Origin of the sequence: Bradyrhizobium sp. 134, from assembly GCF_023074155.1 — a bacterium.
Classification (GTDB): Bacteria; Pseudomonadota; Alphaproteobacteria; order Rhizobiales; family Xanthobacteraceae; genus Bradyrhizobium.
Map to the genome: position 1 here is coordinate 118,953 of NZ_JADPKX010000017.1, position 18,979 is coordinate 137,931.

An 18,979-nucleotide genomic window follows, 5' to 3' on the forward strand; every position below is an offset into this window, starting at 1 on the left:
GAGTTCGAGTTGTTCAAAGCCGTGTTGATCGAGAAGGACGAGCGGGGATATCGCGCCGACGTCGCTGAATTACCGGACAGCCGCCTCCCCGACGGTGAGGTGACGGTCGAAGTCGAGTTCAGCACGCTGAACTACAAGGATGGCCTCGCGATTACCGGCAAGGGCCCGATCGTGAGATCCTTCCCGCTGGTGCCCGGGATCGACTTCGCTGGCGTGGTGTCGTCGAGCTCCGACCCGACCTACACGCCGGGGGACCGCGTAGTTCTCAACGGCTGGGGTGTCGGCGAACAACATTGGGGCGGCCTGGCGCAGCGAGCAAAGGTCAAGGCCGGCTGGTTGATCAAGCTGCCGCCCTCGATGCCGTCCCGCCGCGCGATGATCATCGGTACCGCGGGCTATACCGCAATGCTGTCGGTCGTAGCCCTCGAGAAGTATGGCATCCGTCCTGGCGCAGGCGACGTGCTGGTGACCGGCGCCGGCGGAGGCGTCGGCAGCATGGCCATCATGCTTCTCCACAAGCTCGGTTTCCGCGTCGTGGCTTCGACCGGCCGACCGGACGAGGAGCCCTATCTCAAGAGCCTGGGCGCTGCCGAGATCATCGACCGGTCACAATTGTCGCAGCCCAGCAAGCCGCTGCAGAAGGAGCGATGGATCGCCGCGATCGACTCGGTAGGCAGCCATACGCTCGCCAATGTTTGCGCCGGAATCAAACCGGACGGAGCGGTCGCCGCGTGCGGCATGGCGCAAGGATTGGATTTTCCCGCAAGCGTCGCCCCCTTCATCCTGCGAGGAGTGGCGCTGTTCGGCATCAACAGCGTGACCCGCCCGAAGGCAGAACGCGTTGAAGCCTGGGATCGTCTCGCTTCCCTGCTAACCGAAGCCGATCTGGAGAAGACGGCGGTCGAGATCGGTCTGAACGAGGTCGTCGCCGCGGCTGGCGGGCTGATGAGTGGCCAAGTGCGCGGGCGCACGGTCGTCAACGTCAATAGATGACATCGTCCGAAAAGTAGAGCGATGCGACCGTGGCGGTCCGCCTCGGGGCAAATCTGAAAGCAATGACCGCTCGTCCAAAAATGGGAAGATCCCCAAATATGGCTGCTTCGGAACGAATTGGAACGGATGAACCTGGGTTCGGGTTCTCGACGCGAGCGATCCACCATGGGTATGACCCTGCCCATCACTCTCGCGCGGTATCCCATCCCATTCATATGACCTCGACCTTCGCCTTCGACAGCGTCGCCGAATTAGATGCGGTGGCCGCATTGGGGGGCAAACTGTATGGGCGGGAGTTCAATCCGACGACCGCATTGCTGGAATCCCGTTTGGCAAACTTGGAGGGTGCCGAAGACGCCGTCGTACTGGCCTCGGGAATGGCCGCGTTCGGTGCCTTGGTACTTTCGCTCCTATCCCAAGATGACGAACTCATCGTCCATCGGACCTTATATTCGAATACGACGATCATGACGGAACAGGGCTTGCCGCGCTTCGGCATAAAGACCATCCCTGTCGATCTCAATGACCCCGCCAATCTGGATACTGTTCTCACATCTCGCAGTAGAGCCGTCTACTTTGAGACGCCGGTCAATCCCACAGGAGACGTGCTCGACATCGAAGCCATTGCGCAACGTGCTCGGCGGGCGGGCATCTTGGTCATCGTCGACGGCACATTTGCATCTCCCGCGCTGCAGAGGCCTCTCCAATGGGCGGACATCGTGCTCCACTCCCTTACCAAATATATCAGCGGGCATGGAGACGTTCTTGGAGGGGCTCTGCTGGGACGGACCGAGTTGATCGAAAAAATACGTGATCGCGGCTTGCGCTACATCACCGGTGCCGTCATGTCGCCGATGGTTTCTTCTCTGATTTTGCGCGGGATCAAGACGCTTCCTCTCCGAATGGACCGCCACGGGTCCAACGCACTTGCGATTGCGCGCATGCTCGATGCCCACTCGGCGGTAGAGTGGGTGAATTATCCATTTCTGCCGTCCCATCCGCGGCATGCAGTCGCAAAGAGACAAATGTCAGCGGGCTCTGGAATGCTGTCCTTTGGTCTACGCGGGGGTTTTGATGCCGCCCGCTGTTTTCTCGACCACCTCAAGCTCATTACGCTTGCCGTCAGTCTCGGAGATGCTGAAACGCTCATCATGCATCCCGCGAGCCTGGTTCATGCCCGGCGCGCCGTTCGTCCCGAAGCGCGCCTGCAAAGGGGAGTCGGAGATGACCTGATTCGCCTCTCGGTTGGTTTGGAAGACGAGGCAGATTTGCTCGGCGACCTTGAGCAGTCCCTGAATCGTCTTTAGGTCGCCCGCAACGAACGTACGTCAAGGAGAGGCCTAAGATGATTGCGCCGCCGCCAGGACTCGAGCCCGCCATGGACTTTGCTCGAATTACTCTCAGCCCTCAGAAAGAGGTCGTCCGAAAGTTCTACAAGGACATGTGGGACAATGCGGACGTTGCTCTAATCCCCGAAATATTTCAACCTGGGTTCACCTTCCGGGGCTCCCTTGGTCCTGTCCTCGTCGGCTTCGATCAGTTCGCGGACTACGTCAGATGGGTGACAGACTCCCTTGAAAACTACACGTCTGATATCCTCGATCTCCTGGAGGAGGGCAATGCGGTGTCGGGGAAGCTGCGTTTCCACGGCATCCATCGGAAGCCAATGTTCGGCCATGCGGCCACCGGACGCCACGTGTGGTGGTACGGTGCGCCGATCTTCACGTTTCGAGGCGACAAGGTGAGCGATCTGTGGGTCTTGGGCGACATCCACGGACTGATCGGTCGTCTCGCGCCGGATCCAACTAGCAAGCCGGAATTCACAACGGATAAGTAGCCCTGGTCCATGATCGCTCGCGCCAAGCGGGGACTCGAGAATCCTGCGGACCGTGCCGCGGCCCCTCTAATTCCCGTACCTTTCTAGCTTACGGAGGTACGATGTTTGAGCTTCAAACGTTCGCGCTGTTCTTGGCCGCCGCTACGGTCGTGGCGGTCACGCCGGGGCCGGGCATTTTCTACATCGTAGCCCGCACGCTGGCGGGCGGCCGGACCGAGGGATTAGCATCCAGCGTCGGCTTGGGTGTCGGTGGCTTCGTACACGTGCTCGCCGGCGCAATCGGCATCTCAGCCCTGGTGATGGCGAGCGCGGAAGCGTTCACCGCGCTGAAGATCGCCGGCGCGTTCTATCTCATCTGGCTCGGCATCAAGACTTGGAGGCAAGCGCGAGTCCCCGCGCCCGCCGAAGTCCAGACGACCGGCGCAGGCCGTGCATTGCGGGAAGGCATCGTCGTGGAGGCGCTGAATCCAAAGACGGCCGCGTTCTTCCTTGCCTTTATTCCGCAGTTCGTCGACACGAGCGCGAACGTGGCTCTGCAGTTCGTTGTGCTCGGCACGATTTCCGTCGCCTTGAACACTGGCGTAGACCTGATCGTAACCCGTTGGGCGGCCAAAGCGAGGGATGGACTCGCCGGGCGACCCACGCTTATCGCGCGGACGAGACAGATCTCTGGAGCGGTGATGTGCGGACTCGGGGCCACGCTTCTTATCGCGCGTCGCGCAAGCTAGGCTAACGCTTTGTCGCAGTGTCGATCTGACAGTCGTCTTCCCATCAGAACAAGCAAAACACAGGCGCCCGACCCAATCGACCATGGGCGAATGTGGGTAAACTACAGCCAAATGCGCAAGTATGCTCATCCTGCTGTCACACTCAACCTTGTCCGCCGGCGCGGTCGTCGATGTAGCGCCGAAGCGCTGCGGCGGCGTTCAACATGTGCGCGCGCATTCTGCGAGAGGCCGTATCGCCATCGCCCTCCGCAATCGCCTGCATGATGGAATCATGCTCGTCGCAGGACTTGCGGATGCGGTCGCCCTGCCGCAATTGCGTGCGGCGGAAGGCGCTGAGACGCGCACGGACCTCCTGCGCCTGCTCGGCCATGAACGCGTTGTGCGTTGCGCTATAGATGCCTTCGTGGAACAGCCGATTGAACGCGTCGTAGGCATCGACGTCGTTGGCATCGACCATTGCCAGCGAGCTGTCGTGGAGCTCGATTAGATCGCTGCGCTCCAGCGGCGTCATGCGATAGGTCGCGAGCCTGACACACATCGCCTCCACCTCTGCGCTGGTCTCGAACATGTCCATAATGCGTTCGGGTGTCATCCGTGCCACGACGAGCCCGCGACGGCCCCGCACCTCGACGAGCCCGCTGACGACGAGCTGCCGGAGCGCTTCTCGCACCGGCGTGCGGGAAGCCCCAAAGCGATCGGCAAGCTGCTGCTCTTCCAGCGCCGAACCGGCAACCAGCGCACCGGAGGCAATCTCGTCGGTGAGCGCATTGCGGATGCGATCGGAGAGAAGGCCGCCATCTTCTTCTGCCTCAGCCGCAACTTTGAACAGACCTGCCATTCAGCTTCCTATGATTGCGCGCACCGTAAAGTAGAGAATGGATGGTGCGACGAGGCACCCCAAGCCGGTATGAAATGTCGCCGTCAACGCACCGTAAGGCACCAGACGCCGGTCGGTCGCCGCAAGCCCTCCGGACACGCCGCTGACCGTTCCCATCAAGCCGCCAAACACCATTGCGCTGCGCGGATTATTCAGACCGATCATCTTCGCGACGAAGGGCGTACCGATCATCACGATCACTGCCTTGAATACACCCGTCGCAATCGAGAGCGCAATAACCGGTGAAGATGCTCCGATCGCCGCCCCCGTGACCGGCCCGACGATGTAGGTCACCGCGCCGGCGCCGATCGTCGTCATCGAGACGGCATCGGTGTAGCCAAAGGCGGCTGCGACAATTACGCCGAGGATGAAGGGAACAACCGTTCCCAGCCCAAGCGCGATGGCGCCGATCGCGCCGGCCTTGCGCGCATGAACGACGTCGACCTCGAAGGCCGTGGCGACGATGGCGAAATCCCGCAGCATTGCGCCGCCCATCAAGCCAATCCCCGCCAGCGCCGGCAGGTCGGCCACACCCTTTTCGCCACCGGTGGCCAGCCCTCCGAAAAAGGCCAGGGCAAGGCCGAGCATGATAGCGATCGCGGAGGCGTGGATCCGCCCAAAGGTGAGGTATTTCGAGATCGCTCCCGAGATCCACATCAGGATCCCGACGGCCGCGAAAGCGGTGATCAGCGCATTGGCGGCGAGAACGTGAGATATCATGTTCATCCGATCCTCCCGGATTTGAAGTGAGGCACAGGCCCGGCGAGTGCCTCGGCCTCTCGCGCTTCGATCTCGTCCATGGTCTCGACACGGCCGCTGAGCCGGCCGATCAGGGCCACCATCGCGAAACACACCGCGACCGAGCCGATTCCCGCAATGAGGACGACCGGTCCGCCTTTGACCGCAGCGACCACGTTCTGCTGCGCCGCCATGGCGACCACGATCGGGATGTAGAAGCTGCCCCAGAACTCGACGCCGGTCTTGAGCCCGTGACTGAGCTGGCCATGCCGCATCAGCCAGAGCCGGGCGGCAATCAGGAACATCATCGCGATGCCGACGCCGCCGACATTGGCTTTCACGCCGAGGGCACGCCAAGCAGGTCCCCCAACTGGCCGCCGAGAAGGGTGCAGATCGCAAGCAGTGCAACGCCGGAAATGGTCACGGGCGCCTCCGCTTGCTGAGCGAGGAACCAAACCCTGGATATGGCCGCCTTGTATGCAATCGCATCCTAGTTTTCCTCCTGTGTATGCGAACTTCCATCGCTTATGGCGTGGTGCATACACTAATTGACAATGAAAGACAATACGCATACATTAAGGATCGTCGAAGCCAATTCGGCATGCCAAGGAGCCACGATGAGCGATTGGGGTATGCAAAAGGCCGCCCTCGGAGAGCGCCTGACGGCCGGTCGACGGCACGCCAAGGGCAAGATCGTCCCGCTCCCAAACCTGCCCGCGTTTCTCAAGGCGGTGATCAGGTCGGGCGACCGGGTGTGCCTGGAGGGCGACAATCAGAAGCAGGCCGACCTCCTCGCTTCCGCGCTCGCGAACCTCGACCCTGCGGAGGTTCACGACTTGCACATGGTGCAGTCCGGCGTGGTGCTGCCTGCGCATCTCGATGTCTTCGAGAAGGGCATCGCGCGGCGGCTCGACTTTTCCTATTCCGGTCCGCAAGCGGCGCGCATCGCCAAGATGCTGTTCGGCCGCAAGATCGAGCTCGGCGCCGTCCATACCTATCTCGAGCTGTTCGCCCGCTATTTCATCGATCTCACGCCGAACGTCGCGCTGATCGCCGCGGTGAGCGCCGACAAGGACGGCAACCTCTATACGGGACCGAATACCGAAGATACGCCCACGGTGGTGGAAGCGACGAGCTACAAGAACGGTCTCGTCGTGGCGCAGGTCACCGAGATCGTCGACAAGGTGCCGCGGGTCGACATTCCCGGCGACCTCGTGCATTTCGTGGTCGAGGCCGGCCGGCCCTTCTACGTCGAGCCGCTCTTCACCCGCGATCCCGCCGCCATTACCGAGACCCAGATCCTGACGGCGATGCTCGCCATCAAGGGCATCTACGCGCCCTACGGCGTGCGCCGGCTCAATCACGGCATCGGCTTCAATACCGCCGCGATCGAGCTGCTGCTGCCGACCTATGGCGAAAAGCTCGGCCTCAAGGGCAAGGTCTGCACCCACTTCGCGCTCAATCCACACCCCACAATGATTCCGGCAATTGAATCCGGCTGGGTTGAGCAGATCCACTGCTTCGGATCGGAAGTGGGCATGGAGGACTATGTCGCCGCCCGTCCGGACATCTTCTTTACCGGGCCGGACGGCTCGCTGCGATCCAACCGCGCCTTCTGCCAGACGGCGGGCCTTTATGCCTGCGACATGTTTATCGGCTCGACGCTCCAGATCGACCTCGAGGGCCACAGTTCGACGGTGACGACCAGCCGCATCGCCGGATTCGGCGGTGCGCCCAACATGGGATCCGATCCACGTGGCCGTCGCCACCCGAGCGAACCCTGGCTTAAGGCCGGCGCCGAAGCCGATCCGGACTCCCCGGCTGCACTGCGCCGCGGTCGAAAGCTCGTGGTGCAGATCGGCGAGACCTTTGGCGACCGCAACGCCCCGCTGTTCGTCGAGCGGCTCGACGCGCTCGAGCTGGCGCGCGCGCTCAACCTCGATCTCGCGCCGGTGATGGTCTATTCCGACGACGTCACGCACATCGTCACCGAAGAGGGTATCGCCAACCTCCTGATGTGCCGGACCAAGGACGAACGCGAGCAGGCGATCCGCGGTGTTGCCGGATACACGGACATCGGTCGAGCCCGCGATCCAAAACTGGTCGAGCAGCTCAGGCAGCGCGGTGTGATCCGGCGCCCCGAGGATCTCGGCATCGATCCGCTCGACGCCGATCGGCGTCTGCTGGCGGCCCGCTCGATCAAGGATCTCATGCTGGCCTCCGGCGGCCTCTACCATCCGCCCAGCCGCTTCCGCAATTGGTGAGGAGTTTTGCATGGAAAAGCTCAGCTTCAGACTGTCTTCCCCGAACAGCGCCGGCGGCACCCGCACGCAGGCGATCGTCGGGGTCGTCGCCTCCGGCAATCTCGAAGTCCTGCTGCAACGGGCCTCACCGCCGGATGTCTGCACCATCGAGATCGCGACGGCGGCCCACGGCTTCGGCATGGTGTGGGACGCTGTGGTCCGCGACTTCGTCGCCCGCCGCTCTGCCGGCGGCTTGCGCATCTCCATCAATGACGGCGGAGCCCGACCCGACACGGTCGCGTTGCGCCTCGCGCAAGGCGTCCGCAAGATCGAGGAGCCGGAACAATGACAGCCGTCACAGCCAACACCGTTTCGCTGAGCTGGTACGAGGCGAGCGCCCGGCAACGCGTCGACGCGCTCCTCGATGCCGGCAGCTTTTCCGAATTCATCGGCCCCGAGCTGCGGGAGACCAGTCCGCATCTTTCCATCTTCGACCTGCCGGAGCAGTTCGACGACGGCATCGTCGTCGGGCGCGGCCGCCTGGAGGGATCACCCGTGCTCATTGCCGCACAGGAGGGACGCTTCATGGGTGGCGCCTTCGGTGAAGTCCATGGCGCCAAGCTCACCGGACTGTTGCGCGTGGCGTGCGTGCTTCATCAGGATGTGCTGATCCTGTTCGACACCGGCGGCGTGCGCCTTCAGGAGGCCAATGCCGGCGAGCTTGCGATCGCCGAAATCATGCGCGCGGTGATCGAAGCGCGGCGCGCGGGCATCAGCGTGATCGGGCTGATCGGTGGACGCGCGGGATGCTATGGCGGCGGCAGCCTGATCGCCGGCACCTGCTCGCGCCTGATCGCGTCGGAGCAGGGGCGGATCAGTGTCAGCGGTCCCGAGGTGATCGAGACCAACAGAGGCATCGAGGAATTCGACTCGCGCGACCGCGCGCTGGTCTGGCGCACGATGGGCGGCAAGCACCGCTACCTCATCGGCGGCGCCGACATGTTCGTCGACGACGAGGTGCAGGCGTTCCGTCAGGCTGCGATCGACGCGCTCAGGGGCAAGCGCGGATGCGACAAGGCGATTCTCGAAGCCGAGCAGAAGCGCCTCGAGCGGCGATTGCAACGTTTCGGCGAGGCCAAGGACGCCGTCGAGATCTGGCAGACGCTCGGGCTCGATGCGCCGACCGAGATCCCCGCACTTCCAACGGACGCGTTCCTTCGCGCGGCAGGCAAGAGGGAGAACGCCGATGACGCGCGATGAGATTCTGACCAGCCTATTCCCGAACGGCAGCGACATCGACGTCACCGGCGCAACACTTTCCGGAAAGGCGACGCTGCCTGATGGCAAGCCGATCCACGTGCTCGGCATCACCCAAGGACAGAACCTTGGCGTGGACGAAGCGATCGTGCTCGCAGGGCACGTGATCGAGATCATCAAATCGGAAGACGCTTCTCCGATCCTGGTCCTGGTGGATTCCGCCAGCCAGCGCATGAGCCGGCGCGACGAGCTGCTCGGCCTCAGCGAGTACCTGTCCCATCTCGCCAAGGCCCTGCTGCTGGCGGAAGCGCAAGGACACCGCACGATTGGCCTGCTCTACGGCGGCAGCGCGGCCGGCGCGTTCATCGCCACGGCGCTGGCCACCGGCACGCTGGTGGCGCTTCCGGGCGCGCACCCCGCAGTGATGGACGTGCCGTCGATGGCGCGGGTCACCAAGCTTTCGATCGACGTCTTGAAAGCGAAGGCGGAAGCCACGCCGGTGTTCGCGCCTGGCCTTGAGAACATGGTGCAGACCGGCGGCATTCACACCGTCTGGGACGAAAATGCGCCTTTGGCGCCGCAGCTTGCGGCCACGTTGCAGCGGCCTCAAGGGCAGGACGATCGCGGCCGGCTCGGCGCCGAGCGCGGCGGACGGCGGAAAGCAGCCGAGCTTGCCGAGCGCGTTGCTGTCGCAGCGGCCTCACATTCAGGGGCGCGGCATGGTTGAGCCTCTCGCGCGCCACACCATGGTGAAGGCCTCGGTATCCGGATGGACCACCGTGATGAGCCGTTATCCCGAACTCGCCGGCGAGCCGATCGTCGCCGGCTGGGCGCGCGCCGGCCATCCCCTCATCGTTCGCCGGCCAGCTTGCAGCGACGTCGCCGGCATGATTCCGCTCGGTCTGCCACTGCCGCCCAGCCACGGCAAACGGCGCATTGCAATCTCGCTCGCCGCCGCCGATATCGCCGCATCCGCCCCGCCTCCCTTGTTGGCCGATGCCGCCGCAGCCGCACCTGCGGCTTGGCGCGAGACGATCGACCTGCTCCTCCAGCTCCTGCCGGAGACCCGCACCTTCGGGAGCCTGGCTTGGCAGCATCTCACGGGCCTGCGCTATCTTTCGGATGGATCGGACCTCGATCTGCTGTGGCCTCTCTCGTCGCCCGATAAGACGGGAGTTCTGTTGTCCGATATCGCGCGTGTCGCAAAGCAGGCGCCGATGCGGCTGGACGGTGAGGTCACAGGTCCTGGCGGCGGGGTTCAATGGCGCGAACTGACCGGCACTGACGAATGCGAAGTGCTTGTGAAGGGCCCGGCAGGAATGATCACCACGATGCGCTCGGCTTTCCTCGCAGGTCATGTGTCGTGACCATTGCGCTTAGATGGCAATCCCAGCCGGGCGGCGCGCTTCATGCCGAGCAGCTCGGTCATGTTGCTTCGCTTTGCCTAAAGCTGGAAGTAAAGACCTACCCGAAGCCCGGGCTTGTCAGCCATGTCGACAACGGTGCGCATCGCGACATGGACGCCGGGCTGTTGTGCCTGAGCGCTGACACCTTGATGCCTTTCTTCGGCGATCTCGCCCTCGCGGGCGCCGCAGGCGCGGGCATGAACCGGCTGCGCGCCATCGGGGTTGCCGCGGAGCGCGCGATGCTAGCTGCGACCTGCGGCGTCAACACGCACCGAGGCGCGATCTTCGGTCTGGGTCTGCTCTGCGCCGCGGCCGGCTATCGGAATGCCGTCGGCATTCGCAAGTCCCTCGGCCGGTTGGTTTCGGAGCGTTGGGGCGAGGACATCCTGTCCGGCCCCGTATCGCTGCGCAGCCACGGCGCTGTGGCCGCGCGGCGCTACGGCGCCGGGGGCGCCAGGGGGGAAGCCGCCGACGGTTTCCCGTCGGTCTACGACATCGCCCTACCCGCGCTGCAGGCAGCGCGCGAGCTTGCGCCTCATGACGAGGAAGTCGCTCGCGTTCAGACGTGCATGAGCTTGATTACTAGCGTCACCGACACCAACCTCCTGCATCGAGGCGGGCCCGAGGGACTGTGCTTCGCGCAAGCCAGCGCGTCAGCCTTCCTTGCCGCCGGCGGTGTTGGATCGCCGGAATGGCGCAGGCGTGCCGCCGACATTCACCAAGCGTTCGTGACACGCAATCTCAGTCCCGGTGGCTCCGCAGACCTGCTGGCGATGGCCCTTTTCGTCGATCGGATAGATCCCGGATGTTAGCACTGCTCTGCGGCGGACAAGGTACGCTGTCGGACAAGATTTTTGATCTTGTCGCGGAGCAGCCTGCCGCGGCATCAATCTTCGCCGCGGCGGCGCCTTGTCTCGGTGAGGATCCGCGGGAATTCGTTCGGACGCGCCCCGCCGAGCAATTGTCTGAGAATCGTGCCAGCCAGATCCTGACCGTCACATCGGCTCTCGCGACCCACGCCTGCATCGCAGACCTATTGACCGAAGAGACCGCTGTCGCCGGGTATAGCGTCGGCGAGATGGCGGCCTGGAGCATCGCGGGAATCTGGGCTGCCGACGAAGCGTTGCGGCTCACCGATATTCGCGCCCGGATGATGCAAAGCGCGGCGGGGCCTGATGGCCGCCTGGGTTACGTCCGCGGGCTCGACCGGGCCGCGCTCGAACCGCTGCTTGCAAAACATCGCTGCGAGATCGCGATCAAAAATCCCGACCTTCTTTTTGTGATCGGAGGCACGGAGGAGGATGTCAGCGCGCTCTGCGACGAGGCCGCCAGGGAAGGCGCGCGCACCGGGCTTCTCGCCGTCAAGATCGCGTCGCATACGACGAGGCTGGCGCAGGCCTGCAAACCTCTGCAACAGGCGCTCGATGCCAGCCGACACGCGGTCATCGCAGCCCAGCGCATCCTGCTTGCCGGCGGTGAAGGCGAACGCATCTTCTCGTTCGCCGGTGCGAGCGCGAAACTGGCTCGCCAGGTCGCCCATCCGATCGACTGGGCGGCGACCCTGGACGCGCTGGCGGAACTGGGCGTCACCAGGGTGCTGGACCTCGGTCCGGGACATGCGCTGGCGGAGATGGTGCGCGCCTCTCAGCCATCGATACGCTGCTACGCGGCCGACGGATTTCGTACCCTGGGAGGCCTACGCAACTGGATTGCCGCCGCGTAGCGGGAGGTATCGGCGTGGCGTTTCCAGCCGCGGTCCACCTCCATTCGTGTTAATCATCCAATCGCATAGACGAGCGACATGGTGACGTGCTCCACAGGCAGTGAAGCGTCAACGGTTCTCAGCAATCCTTTGGCCGCGTAGTATTGGGTCAAGGGTTTGGTCTGATTCGCGTAAGCTGTCAGGCGGACGCTGAGCGCTTCCTGATTGTCGTCCAGCCGCACTGCTTCGCCGCTTTCGCGGGCTTGTATAGCCCGCCCCAAAATCCGATCTAGCAAACGCCATTCGTCGATCTTGAGCTCAAGCACACGATTAAGCTCGTGCTTGTCGAGCACATCATCGAGGCTCTCCGCCTGGGCCACCGTGCGCGGAAATCCGTCCAGGATGAATCCTCGCGCCGCATCCGGCTGCGCGATGCGCTCGGCTATCAGTCCGACTACCAAATCATCCGGCACGAGCTCGCCGCACTGCATAATCTCTGCCGCCTGCCGCCCGATTGTGGTGCTCTCCGACACTGCTGCGCGCAGCATGTCTCCCGTCGATAGTTGAGGGATCGCAAAGATCTGCGACAGCTTACACGCCTGCGTTCCCTTCCCAGCGCCAGGCGGCCCCAGAAGTACAAATCTCATCTCCTTCCTCCATCAAACCGAGTACGCACGTGCGAGCACTCGATGGTCATGGGTCGCTCAGCCGCTTCTTGTTCTGCCGGTTCTTGACGAGGTCGTCGACCACGGCGGGATCGGCGAGCGTCGAGGTGTCCCCCAAGCTCCCCGGCTCGTCCTCGGCGATCTTGCGCAGGATGCGTCGCATGATCTTGCCGGAACGGGTTTTGGGCAGGCCGGGCGAGAACTGGATCTGGTCGGGCGAGGCGATCGGGCCGATCTCCTTGCGCACCCAGCCGACGAGCTCCTTGCGCAAATCGTCAGTCGGCTCGACGCCGGCCATCAGGGTCACATAGGCATAGATGCCCTGGCCCTTGATGTCGTGCGGGAAACCGACCACGGCGGCCTCCGACACCTTCTCGTGCGCGACCAGCGCGCTCTCGACCTCAGCCGTGCCCATGCGATGGCCGGAGACGTTGATGACGTCGTCGACGCGGCCGGTGATCCAGTAATAGCCGTCGGCATCGCGCCGGCAGCCGTCGCCCGTGAAATACTTGCCCTTGTAGGTCGAGAAGTAGGTCTGCTCGAAGCGGGCGTGATCGCCATACACCGTGCGCATCTGGCCCGGCCAGGACTTGGCGATGCAGAGGTTGCCGGTGGTCTCGCCGTCCAGCACCTGGCCGTCGGCGTCCACGATCTCCGGCACCACGCCGAAGAACGGCTGCGTCGCCGATCCCGGCTTGAGCTTGGTCGCGCCCGGCAGCGGCGTGATCAAAATGCCGCCGGTCTCGGTCTGCCACCACGTATCGACGATCGGGCAGCGGTCGTCGCCGACGACGCGGTGATACCACTCCCAGGCTTCCGGATTGATCGGCTCGCCGACCGAGCCGAGCAGGCGCAGGCTGGCGCGCGAGGTCTTCTTCACGGGCGCGTCGCCGCTCTGCATCAGCGCGCGGATCGCGGTTGGCGCGGTGTAGAAGATGTTGACCTTGTGCTTGTCGATGACGTTCCAGAATCGCGAATTATCCGGGTAATTCGGCACGCCTTCGAACATCAGCGTGGTCGCCCCGTTGGCGAGCGGTCCGTACAGAATGTAGCTGTGGCCGGTGACCCAGCCGACGTCGGCGGTGCACCAGTAGATGTCGCCGTCGTGATAGTCGAAGACGTATTGATGCGTCATCGCGGCGAACACGAGGTAGCCGGCGGAGGTGTGCAGCACGCCCTTGGGTTGGCCAGTCGAGCCCGAGGTGTAGAGGATGAACAGCGGATCCTCGGCGTGCATGTGCTCGACCGGGCACTCGGTCGTCACCATCTTGGCGGCGTCGTGATACCAGAGGTCGCGCGAGGGATTCATTTCGACCGCGCCGCCGGTGCGCTTGACCACGACGACCCAGTCGACGCCGTCTGCCTTGGCGAGCGCCGCGTCGACATTGGCCTTCAGCGGCACCTTCTTGCCGCCGCGCAGGCCCTCATCCGCGGTGATGATCACCTTGGACTGGCAGTCGTTGATGCGCTGGGCGAGACTGTCGGGCGAGAAGCCGGCGAACACCACGGAGTGAATCGCGCCGATCCGCGCGCAGGCCAGCATCGCGTAGGCCGCCTCCGGAATCATCGGCAGGTAGATGGTGACACGGTCGCCCTTCTTGACGTTGCGGGTGCGCAGGATGTTGGCCATCCGGCAGACCTCGTCGTGCAGCTCCTTGTAGGTGATGTGCCGGGATTGTGCGGGATCGTCGCCTTCCCAGATGATCGCGGTCTGGTTGGCACGATTGTGGAGATGCCGGTCGATGCAATTATGGGCGACGTTGAGGACGCCGTCCTCGAACCATTTGATAGAGATGTTGCCGGGCGCGAAGGAGACGTTCTCGATCTTGGTCGGCGCGTGCATCCAGTCGATGCGCTTGGCCTGCTCCGCCCAGAAACCGTTCGGGTCCGAGATCGAGCGGGCGTACATGTCCTTGTACTTGGCCTGGTCGACCCAGGCGCGCTTGGCCCATTCGGCCGATACCGGATATACCTTCTCCACGTCCGCTCCGCTCATCGAACATCCTCCGTTCCTAATATGTTGCACTCTCATCATCTTGAGGGTGCGACTGCAAATTTCTCACGCCGGCAATACAAAAAGGGGCCGCCGCGGTAAGCCAGCAGCGGCCCATCCCAGTCTAGGGAGGTTCAGCAGACGAGCCGGTCTGCCAGCGGATCTGCACCCCTTGTCGGAACCCTATTACCACCAACCTAGGGTTTGAGAACCGACGAACGCGACATGTGATCTCGCCGGCTCCCAACCTGCTTGTCCGATCAGGTATTGATGTCCCGACCACGGGTTTCCGGCAGCAAGAGAGCCCCGATGATCGCTGTCGAAGCTGCGAATGCTATCGTGTACCAGAGCCCACCAAAAATATTGCCGGTTGCGATAACAACTGCGGTCGCGACGAACGGCGCAAATCCTCCGATCCAGCCATTACCGAACTGGAGGGCGACAGATACCCCGCTGTATCGGATACGAACCGGGAAGAGCTCGACCAAGAGAGCACCAAGCGGCCCGTAGACCATCGTCGCCAGGAACACGAGGGCGAAGAGCACTGCGATGACCATGGGACCGTTGGGCTCCACTGGCGTCTTCAATGCCGGCAGACCCCTCTCGGTTAGCACCTTGAGGACTTTGCCTTCATCGAAAGGCATGGCGGCATCATCGCCGATCTGGACGGTAAGAGTTGCAGCATCTGCTTTCACTACATAGGGAACGGCGCGCGCGGTCAGGAACGACTTCACACGGCTGCACTCTTTCGTCGCCTGAGGACTGAAGAGCTGCCCGAACAACGATTGATCCTCGCTACAGTCATTTGCGTGAATCACCACCGAAGTTCTTGCCCGGAAGTCTGCAAGCGCTGGATTGCCGTAGGTTGCCAGCCCCTGGAAGAGCGGGTTGAACAACAAAGCCGACAAGGCACATCCTGCAATGATGAGCGGCTTACGTCCAACCTTGTCGGATAACCAGCCAAAGAACACAAAGAACGGTGTTCCCAGCACCAGCGCGACCAACAGATAGAAGTTAGCCTGTTCGAGACTCATCTTCAGCACTGTTGTCATGAAGAAGAGACTGTAGAAATGGCCCGTATACCAGATCACGGCCTGACCAGCTACGACACCGAAGATTGCGACAAGTACCAGTCGCAGATTGCGGCGGTCACAGAACGTATCGATGATCGGATTTTTCGATCCTTTGCCCTCAGCCTTCATTTGCTGGAACACCGGCGATTCGTGCATCTTGAGGCGGATGTACAAGGAGAGGACCAGAAGAGCGATCGATCCGACGAACGGTAAACGCCAGCCCCAACTCGCGAAGCTCTCCGCTGACATCGAGGAGCGACAGAGAAGGACCACGGCCAGTGAAAGAAATAATCCCAGTGTGGCCGTGATCTGGATCCAGCTAGTTGTAAAACCTCTCCGGTCCGGATCGGAGTGCTCCGCAACATAAGTCACGGCCCCCCCGAATTCTCCGCCGACGGCCAGCCCTTGCAGCAGCCGCAAGCCGACCAGGATGGTTGGAGCCCACCAGCCAAAGGTTTCAAAGGTAGGCAGCAGCCCGACCGCCGCGGTGGCGAGGCCCATCACCAGCATGGTTGCGAGAAACGTCTTCTTGCGTCCGACGAGATCGCCGAGCCGTCCGAAGACGACCGCGCCAAACGGACGAAGAACGAAGCCCGCCCCAAATGTCGCCAGCGCAGCGAGCAAGGCCGCCGTCTCGTTTCCTTTCGGGAAGAACAGGGTACTAAAGAAGGCGGCCAATGAACCGTAGACGAAGAAGTCATACCATTCGAATACGGTGCCGAGGGCTGCCGCGAAGATGACACGCTTGGTGTCGCGATCGAGATGGCGAGAAGCAAGGTTGGTTTCTGATTCCATGGCGTGAACTGACATCTTGCCCTCCCGCGTCAAACGTTCTGGTGCACGTGAGAAGTCGCGCTTGCATCAATGCGCGGCGGCGGCAGCCCCTGCCGCATCAGAAAATCGCCTAACAAGCGATTGAATGTATCCGGTAGTTCAAGCATTGGGAAATGCCCGGCCCACGGTATGTTGAAGAGTTGGCTATTCGGAATGCCTCTCGCCAAGACCTGCGACTCGCTTGGCGGCGTGATGATATCCTCGTCGCCGACCACGACCATCGTCGGCACGCGGATATCTCCCAGCCGCGCGCGACTGTCCGACGCATTGAGCGATGCGATCGCCTGGCGCGCCACAAAGGCAGGCGTCTGCGCAACCTCATCCTTGGCAAAATCGATGAGTGCGGTGCTTGCACGAGAACCGAAGGATCGTTCGATGACTTTTTGGCTCGCAGCGACAACGCCTAGATCTTCAATGGCCTTGAGCACGTTGTCGACGTTGACGTCGGCGCCTAACCCGTGCGGCGTGGCTCCCACCAGTACAAGCGCACGCACGCGCTCGGGATAAGAGAGCGCGAAATTCTGGACGACCGTACCGCCCATTGAGAGGCCGATGAGCACGGTAGAGTCGATGCCAAGTGTGTCATACACTTTCAGCACGTCTTCGACGAAAGCACCGATCGTATACTCCCGGTCCGCGGGACGCGGCGAACGACCGTGACCGGGCAGATTGATGCGAACCATCTGGTGACGGGCTGAAAAAGCCTCGACCTGCTCGCGCCAGAACTCGGCCGTGGTTGTAAAGCCGTGCACGAATACCAGCGGCGTTCCCTCTCCAGACACCTGCACGACGGTGTCCCCGATTGTGATCGTTCTAATGGACGTCATTGCGCTCTTCCCTTGTTTGGTTTCCCAAACAAAGGTTCGCAAACCCTGTGCCATTTCACTTTTTCGCTGCTCGGCACCGCTTAACCCTATGGCAAACCGAGCCAAATTTTGGTGGCCAGAAAAGATCGTCGTGGTTTGACGCCAATAGGCGGCGGGGTTAGTGTATCAGTTACGTTACATAATTGTCGCATCTAAGTGACGTTTGAAGAGCTGGAACTTCACCATGGTCCTTTCCCAGTGGATTGCCGGATCGTCGGAAGAGGCAGGTTTCCTGAGGCTTGTCCTCGATCACGTTTCCGACTGCCTCGTCGCGGTCGACACGTCCGGCACGGTTGTCTTGATCAATCAGCCGTATTGCAGACTCCTTGGGGGTACGGCGGACGACTTCGTCGGGCGACACATCACCGATGTGGTGGGGCCACAGACCAAGCTTCATCTCGTAGCCCGCGGGGAAGGAAGCCATGTTGGCTATCCGTTGAAGGTGCGCGGTCACCAACTCATCACGCGACAGGTTCCCGTGCTCCAGGACGGCCAGATCATCGGTGCGGTTGGTCTTGCCTTGTTTTCGGATCTCGGCACTCTGAAGCGAACCTTTCGACGGGCTACACAAGCCGAGCTGGAAATGCCCCAGGGCAACAAGCCCTGGCGCTCGCGATTCGGCATGAGCGACATCGTTGGCCAAGGCGAGCTCATGGATGCCTACCGCAATTCGCTCGAGGTCGTAGCCGCACACGATCTTCCTGTATTGATCTCGGGTGAAACCGGCTCCGGCAAAGAATTGGCCGCCCACGCCATCCATGCGAGTTCAAGCAGATCCGAGGGTCCCTTCGTTTGGATCAATTGTGCTTCGATTCCTGGCGAACTGATTGAAGCTGAGTTGTTCGGTTATGAAGGCGGCGCATTCACCGGCGCGCGCAGTCGTGGAAAGCTCGGTAAATTCGAGCTGGCTTCCGGCGGTACTCTATTTCTGGACGAAATCGGGGATATGCCGCTGCACCTACAGGGCAGCCTGTTGCGCGTTCTCCAGACCAACGAAATCGTGCGCGTCGGCGGAACGACGCCAGTCGCAGTCAAGGCCCGGGTGGTTTGCGCGACCAATCACTCACTTCCAGAACTAGCTCTCGCAGGCCGTTTTAGACAAGACCTCTACTACCGTCTAAGTGTACTGCCGATCGACGTGCCTCCCGTTCGCGATCGCGATGATATCGAATTTCTCGCCGGAGAGCTGCTGAAGCGGATTGCAGCGCGCTTGGGTGCGGTGCCGAGAGATCTGAGCCGGAAAGAACTTAATTCACTTGCTGCGCATAAATGGCCCGGCAACGTCCGCGAATTGGAGAATGTGCTCACCCGATTCATCGTTACCGGTCGCCTAGCGACATTCACAGCAACTCCATGCCGAGAGCAGGAAGCAGCGCCCGCGTCGCAACCGCTCAAGCAGCGCATTCAATCGCAGAGGGCCACCGAGATTCGAGCGGCCCTGGAGCAATCTGACGGCAACAAGCGCCGCGCGGCCGAGCTATTGGGCGTCAGCCGCGGGCATCTCTATCGGCTCATGAAAGAGGCAGGCACTGTAGCCGCCCCAATGAGCCGTCCGCAATCCGTCATTCGCTAAGCCTAAAGGTGTCCTGCGACTGAATGCGCCAAACCAGTTGACCTCGCGCGGAGAAGCCACGAACCAACTTTCGGCTGGGTTTCCCGAGCTTTCGCGCGGTGCTATTCCGTTGGGGCGAAACGCGCCAACATAGCAGGTCTTCGAAACCACTGCGTGCGGCTCCTCCGAATTTCGCGATCGCATTATTCGAACCT

Annotated in this window: 18 protein-coding genes and 1 pseudogene; 12 read left to right on the forward strand and 7 right to left on the reverse strand. The window is 62.3% G+C overall.

Annotated features, from left to right (window positions below; all coding sequences use genetic code 11):
- Window positions 1-9 precede the first annotated feature (9 nt).
- From IVA75_RS07345 to IVA75_RS07360, 4 genes are all read left to right on the forward strand, one after another.
- Window positions 10-993 carry an MDR family oxidoreductase gene (locus tag IVA75_RS07345; RefSeq protein ID WP_247282262.1) on the forward strand — a complete coding sequence of 328 codons (984 nt, stop codon included), beginning with the start codon at window positions 10-12 and terminating at the stop codon, window positions 991-993.
- A 98-nt stretch (window positions 994-1,091) separates the two neighbouring features.
- A complete protein-coding gene (locus IVA75_RS07350; protein ID WP_247282312.1) occupies window positions 1,092-2,300 on the forward strand; it encodes a PLP-dependent aspartate aminotransferase family protein in 1,209 nt (402 codons plus the stop codon).
- Between the two features lie 38 nt (window positions 2,301-2,338).
- Window positions 2,339-2,830 carry an ester cyclase gene (locus tag IVA75_RS07355; protein ID WP_247282263.1) on the forward strand — a complete coding sequence of 164 codons (492 nt, stop codon included), beginning with the start codon at window positions 2,339-2,341 and terminating at the stop codon, window positions 2,828-2,830.
- Window positions 2,831-2,931: 101 nt separating this feature from the next.
- Window positions 2,932-3,558, forward strand: a complete 627-nt coding sequence (locus IVA75_RS07360) for a LysE family translocator (RefSeq protein WP_247282264.1) — start codon at window positions 2,932-2,934, stop codon at window positions 3,556-3,558.
- Window positions 3,559-3,700: 142 nt separating this feature from the next.
- Here the strand turns inward: IVA75_RS07360 and IVA75_RS07365 are convergent, their stop codons facing one another.
- From IVA75_RS07365 to madL, 3 genes and pseudogenes are all read right to left on the reverse strand, one after another.
- Window positions 3,701-4,396, reverse strand: coding sequence for a GntR family transcriptional regulator (locus IVA75_RS07365; protein ID WP_247282265.1), 696 nt, complete (start codon window positions 4,394-4,396; stop codon window positions 3,701-3,703).
- Complete coding sequence (gene madM / locus IVA75_RS07370; RefSeq protein ID WP_247282266.1) at window positions 4,397-5,161, reverse strand: malonate transporter subunit MadM; 765 nt, start codon at window positions 5,159-5,161, stop codon at window positions 4,397-4,399.
- Window positions 5,158-5,597, reverse strand: a pseudogene (gene madL / locus IVA75_RS07375) (malonate transporter subunit MadL). The gene madM and the pseudogene madL overlap by 4 nt, the downstream one beginning before the upstream one ends.
- Before the next feature lie 193 nt (window positions 5,598-5,790).
- On the opposite strand from madL, the gene mdcA reads away from it, so the two are divergent.
- Genes mdcA through IVA75_RS07410 form a run of 7 tightly spaced genes read left to right on the forward strand, consistent with a single transcriptional unit; the run spans window position 5,791 to window position 11,802 of the window.
- Window positions 5,791-7,437, forward strand: coding sequence for a malonate decarboxylase subunit alpha (mdcA, locus tag IVA75_RS07380; RefSeq protein WP_247282267.1), 1,647 nt, complete (start codon window positions 5,791-5,793; stop codon window positions 7,435-7,437).
- A 10-nt stretch (window positions 7,438-7,447) separates the two neighbouring features.
- Window positions 7,448-7,765 (forward strand): malonate decarboxylase acyl carrier protein, encoded by a 318-nt coding sequence (gene mdcC, locus IVA75_RS07385; protein WP_247282268.1) that lies wholly within the window; start codon window positions 7,448-7,450, stop codon window positions 7,763-7,765.
- Window positions 7,762-8,676 carry a biotin-independent malonate decarboxylase subunit beta gene (locus IVA75_RS07390; protein WP_247282269.1) on the forward strand — a complete coding sequence of 305 codons (915 nt, stop codon included), beginning with the start codon at window positions 7,762-7,764 and terminating at the stop codon, window positions 8,674-8,676. Before mdcC ends, IVA75_RS07390 begins: the two co-directional genes overlap by 4 nt.
- Window positions 8,663-9,400, forward strand: coding sequence for a biotin-independent malonate decarboxylase subunit gamma (mdcE, locus tag IVA75_RS07395; protein ID WP_247282270.1), 738 nt, complete (start codon window positions 8,663-8,665; stop codon window positions 9,398-9,400). Before IVA75_RS07390 ends, mdcE begins: the two co-directional genes overlap by 14 nt.
- A complete protein-coding gene (gene mdcG, locus IVA75_RS07400) occupies window positions 9,393-10,040 on the forward strand; it encodes a malonate decarboxylase holo-[acyl-carrier-protein] synthase (RefSeq protein WP_247282271.1) in 648 nt (215 codons plus the stop codon). The genes mdcE and mdcG overlap by 8 nt, the downstream gene beginning before the upstream one ends.
- Window positions 10,037-10,891, forward strand: a complete 855-nt coding sequence (mdcB, locus tag IVA75_RS07405) for a triphosphoribosyl-dephospho-CoA synthase MdcB (protein WP_247282272.1) — start codon at window positions 10,037-10,039, stop codon at window positions 10,889-10,891. Before mdcG ends, mdcB begins: the two co-directional genes overlap by 4 nt.
- Window positions 10,885-11,802, forward strand: a complete 918-nt coding sequence (locus tag IVA75_RS07410; protein ID WP_256465070.1) for an acyltransferase domain-containing protein — start codon at window positions 10,885-10,887, stop codon at window positions 11,800-11,802. Before mdcB ends, IVA75_RS07410 begins: the two co-directional genes overlap by 7 nt.
- Before the next feature lie 53 nt (window positions 11,803-11,855).
- On the opposite strand, the gene IVA75_RS07415 is transcribed toward IVA75_RS07410, so the two are convergent.
- The 4 genes from IVA75_RS07415 to IVA75_RS07430 all read right to left on the reverse strand — a co-directional run bounded on the left by IVA75_RS07415 (window position 11,856) and on the right by IVA75_RS07430 (window position 17,227).
- Window positions 11,856-12,428 (reverse strand): adenylate kinase, encoded by a 573-nt coding sequence (locus IVA75_RS07415; RefSeq protein ID WP_247282274.1) that lies wholly within the window; start codon window positions 12,426-12,428, stop codon window positions 11,856-11,858.
- Window positions 12,429-12,474: 46 nt separating this feature from the next.
- The gene (gene acs, locus IVA75_RS07420; RefSeq protein WP_247282275.1) at window positions 12,475-14,442 is read right to left on the reverse strand and encodes an acetate--CoA ligase; all 1,968 of its coding nucleotides are present in this window, start codon (window positions 14,440-14,442) and stop codon (window positions 12,475-12,477) included.
- A 257-nt stretch (window positions 14,443-14,699) separates the two neighbouring features.
- Entirely contained in the window at window positions 14,700-16,322 is a 1,623-nt protein-coding gene (locus tag IVA75_RS07425) for an MFS transporter (protein WP_247282276.1), read from the reverse strand.
- Between the two features lie 14 nt (window positions 16,323-16,336).
- Window positions 16,337-17,227, reverse strand: a complete 891-nt coding sequence (locus IVA75_RS07430; RefSeq protein WP_247282277.1) for an alpha/beta fold hydrolase — start codon at window positions 17,225-17,227, stop codon at window positions 16,337-16,339.
- Window positions 17,228-17,396: 169 nt separating this feature from the next.
- On the opposite strand from IVA75_RS07430, the gene IVA75_RS07435 reads away from it, so the two are divergent.
- A complete protein-coding gene (locus IVA75_RS07435) occupies window positions 17,397-18,785 on the forward strand; it encodes a sigma 54-interacting transcriptional regulator (protein WP_247282278.1) in 1,389 nt (462 codons plus the stop codon).
- Window positions 18,786-18,979: the final 194 nt, after the last annotated feature.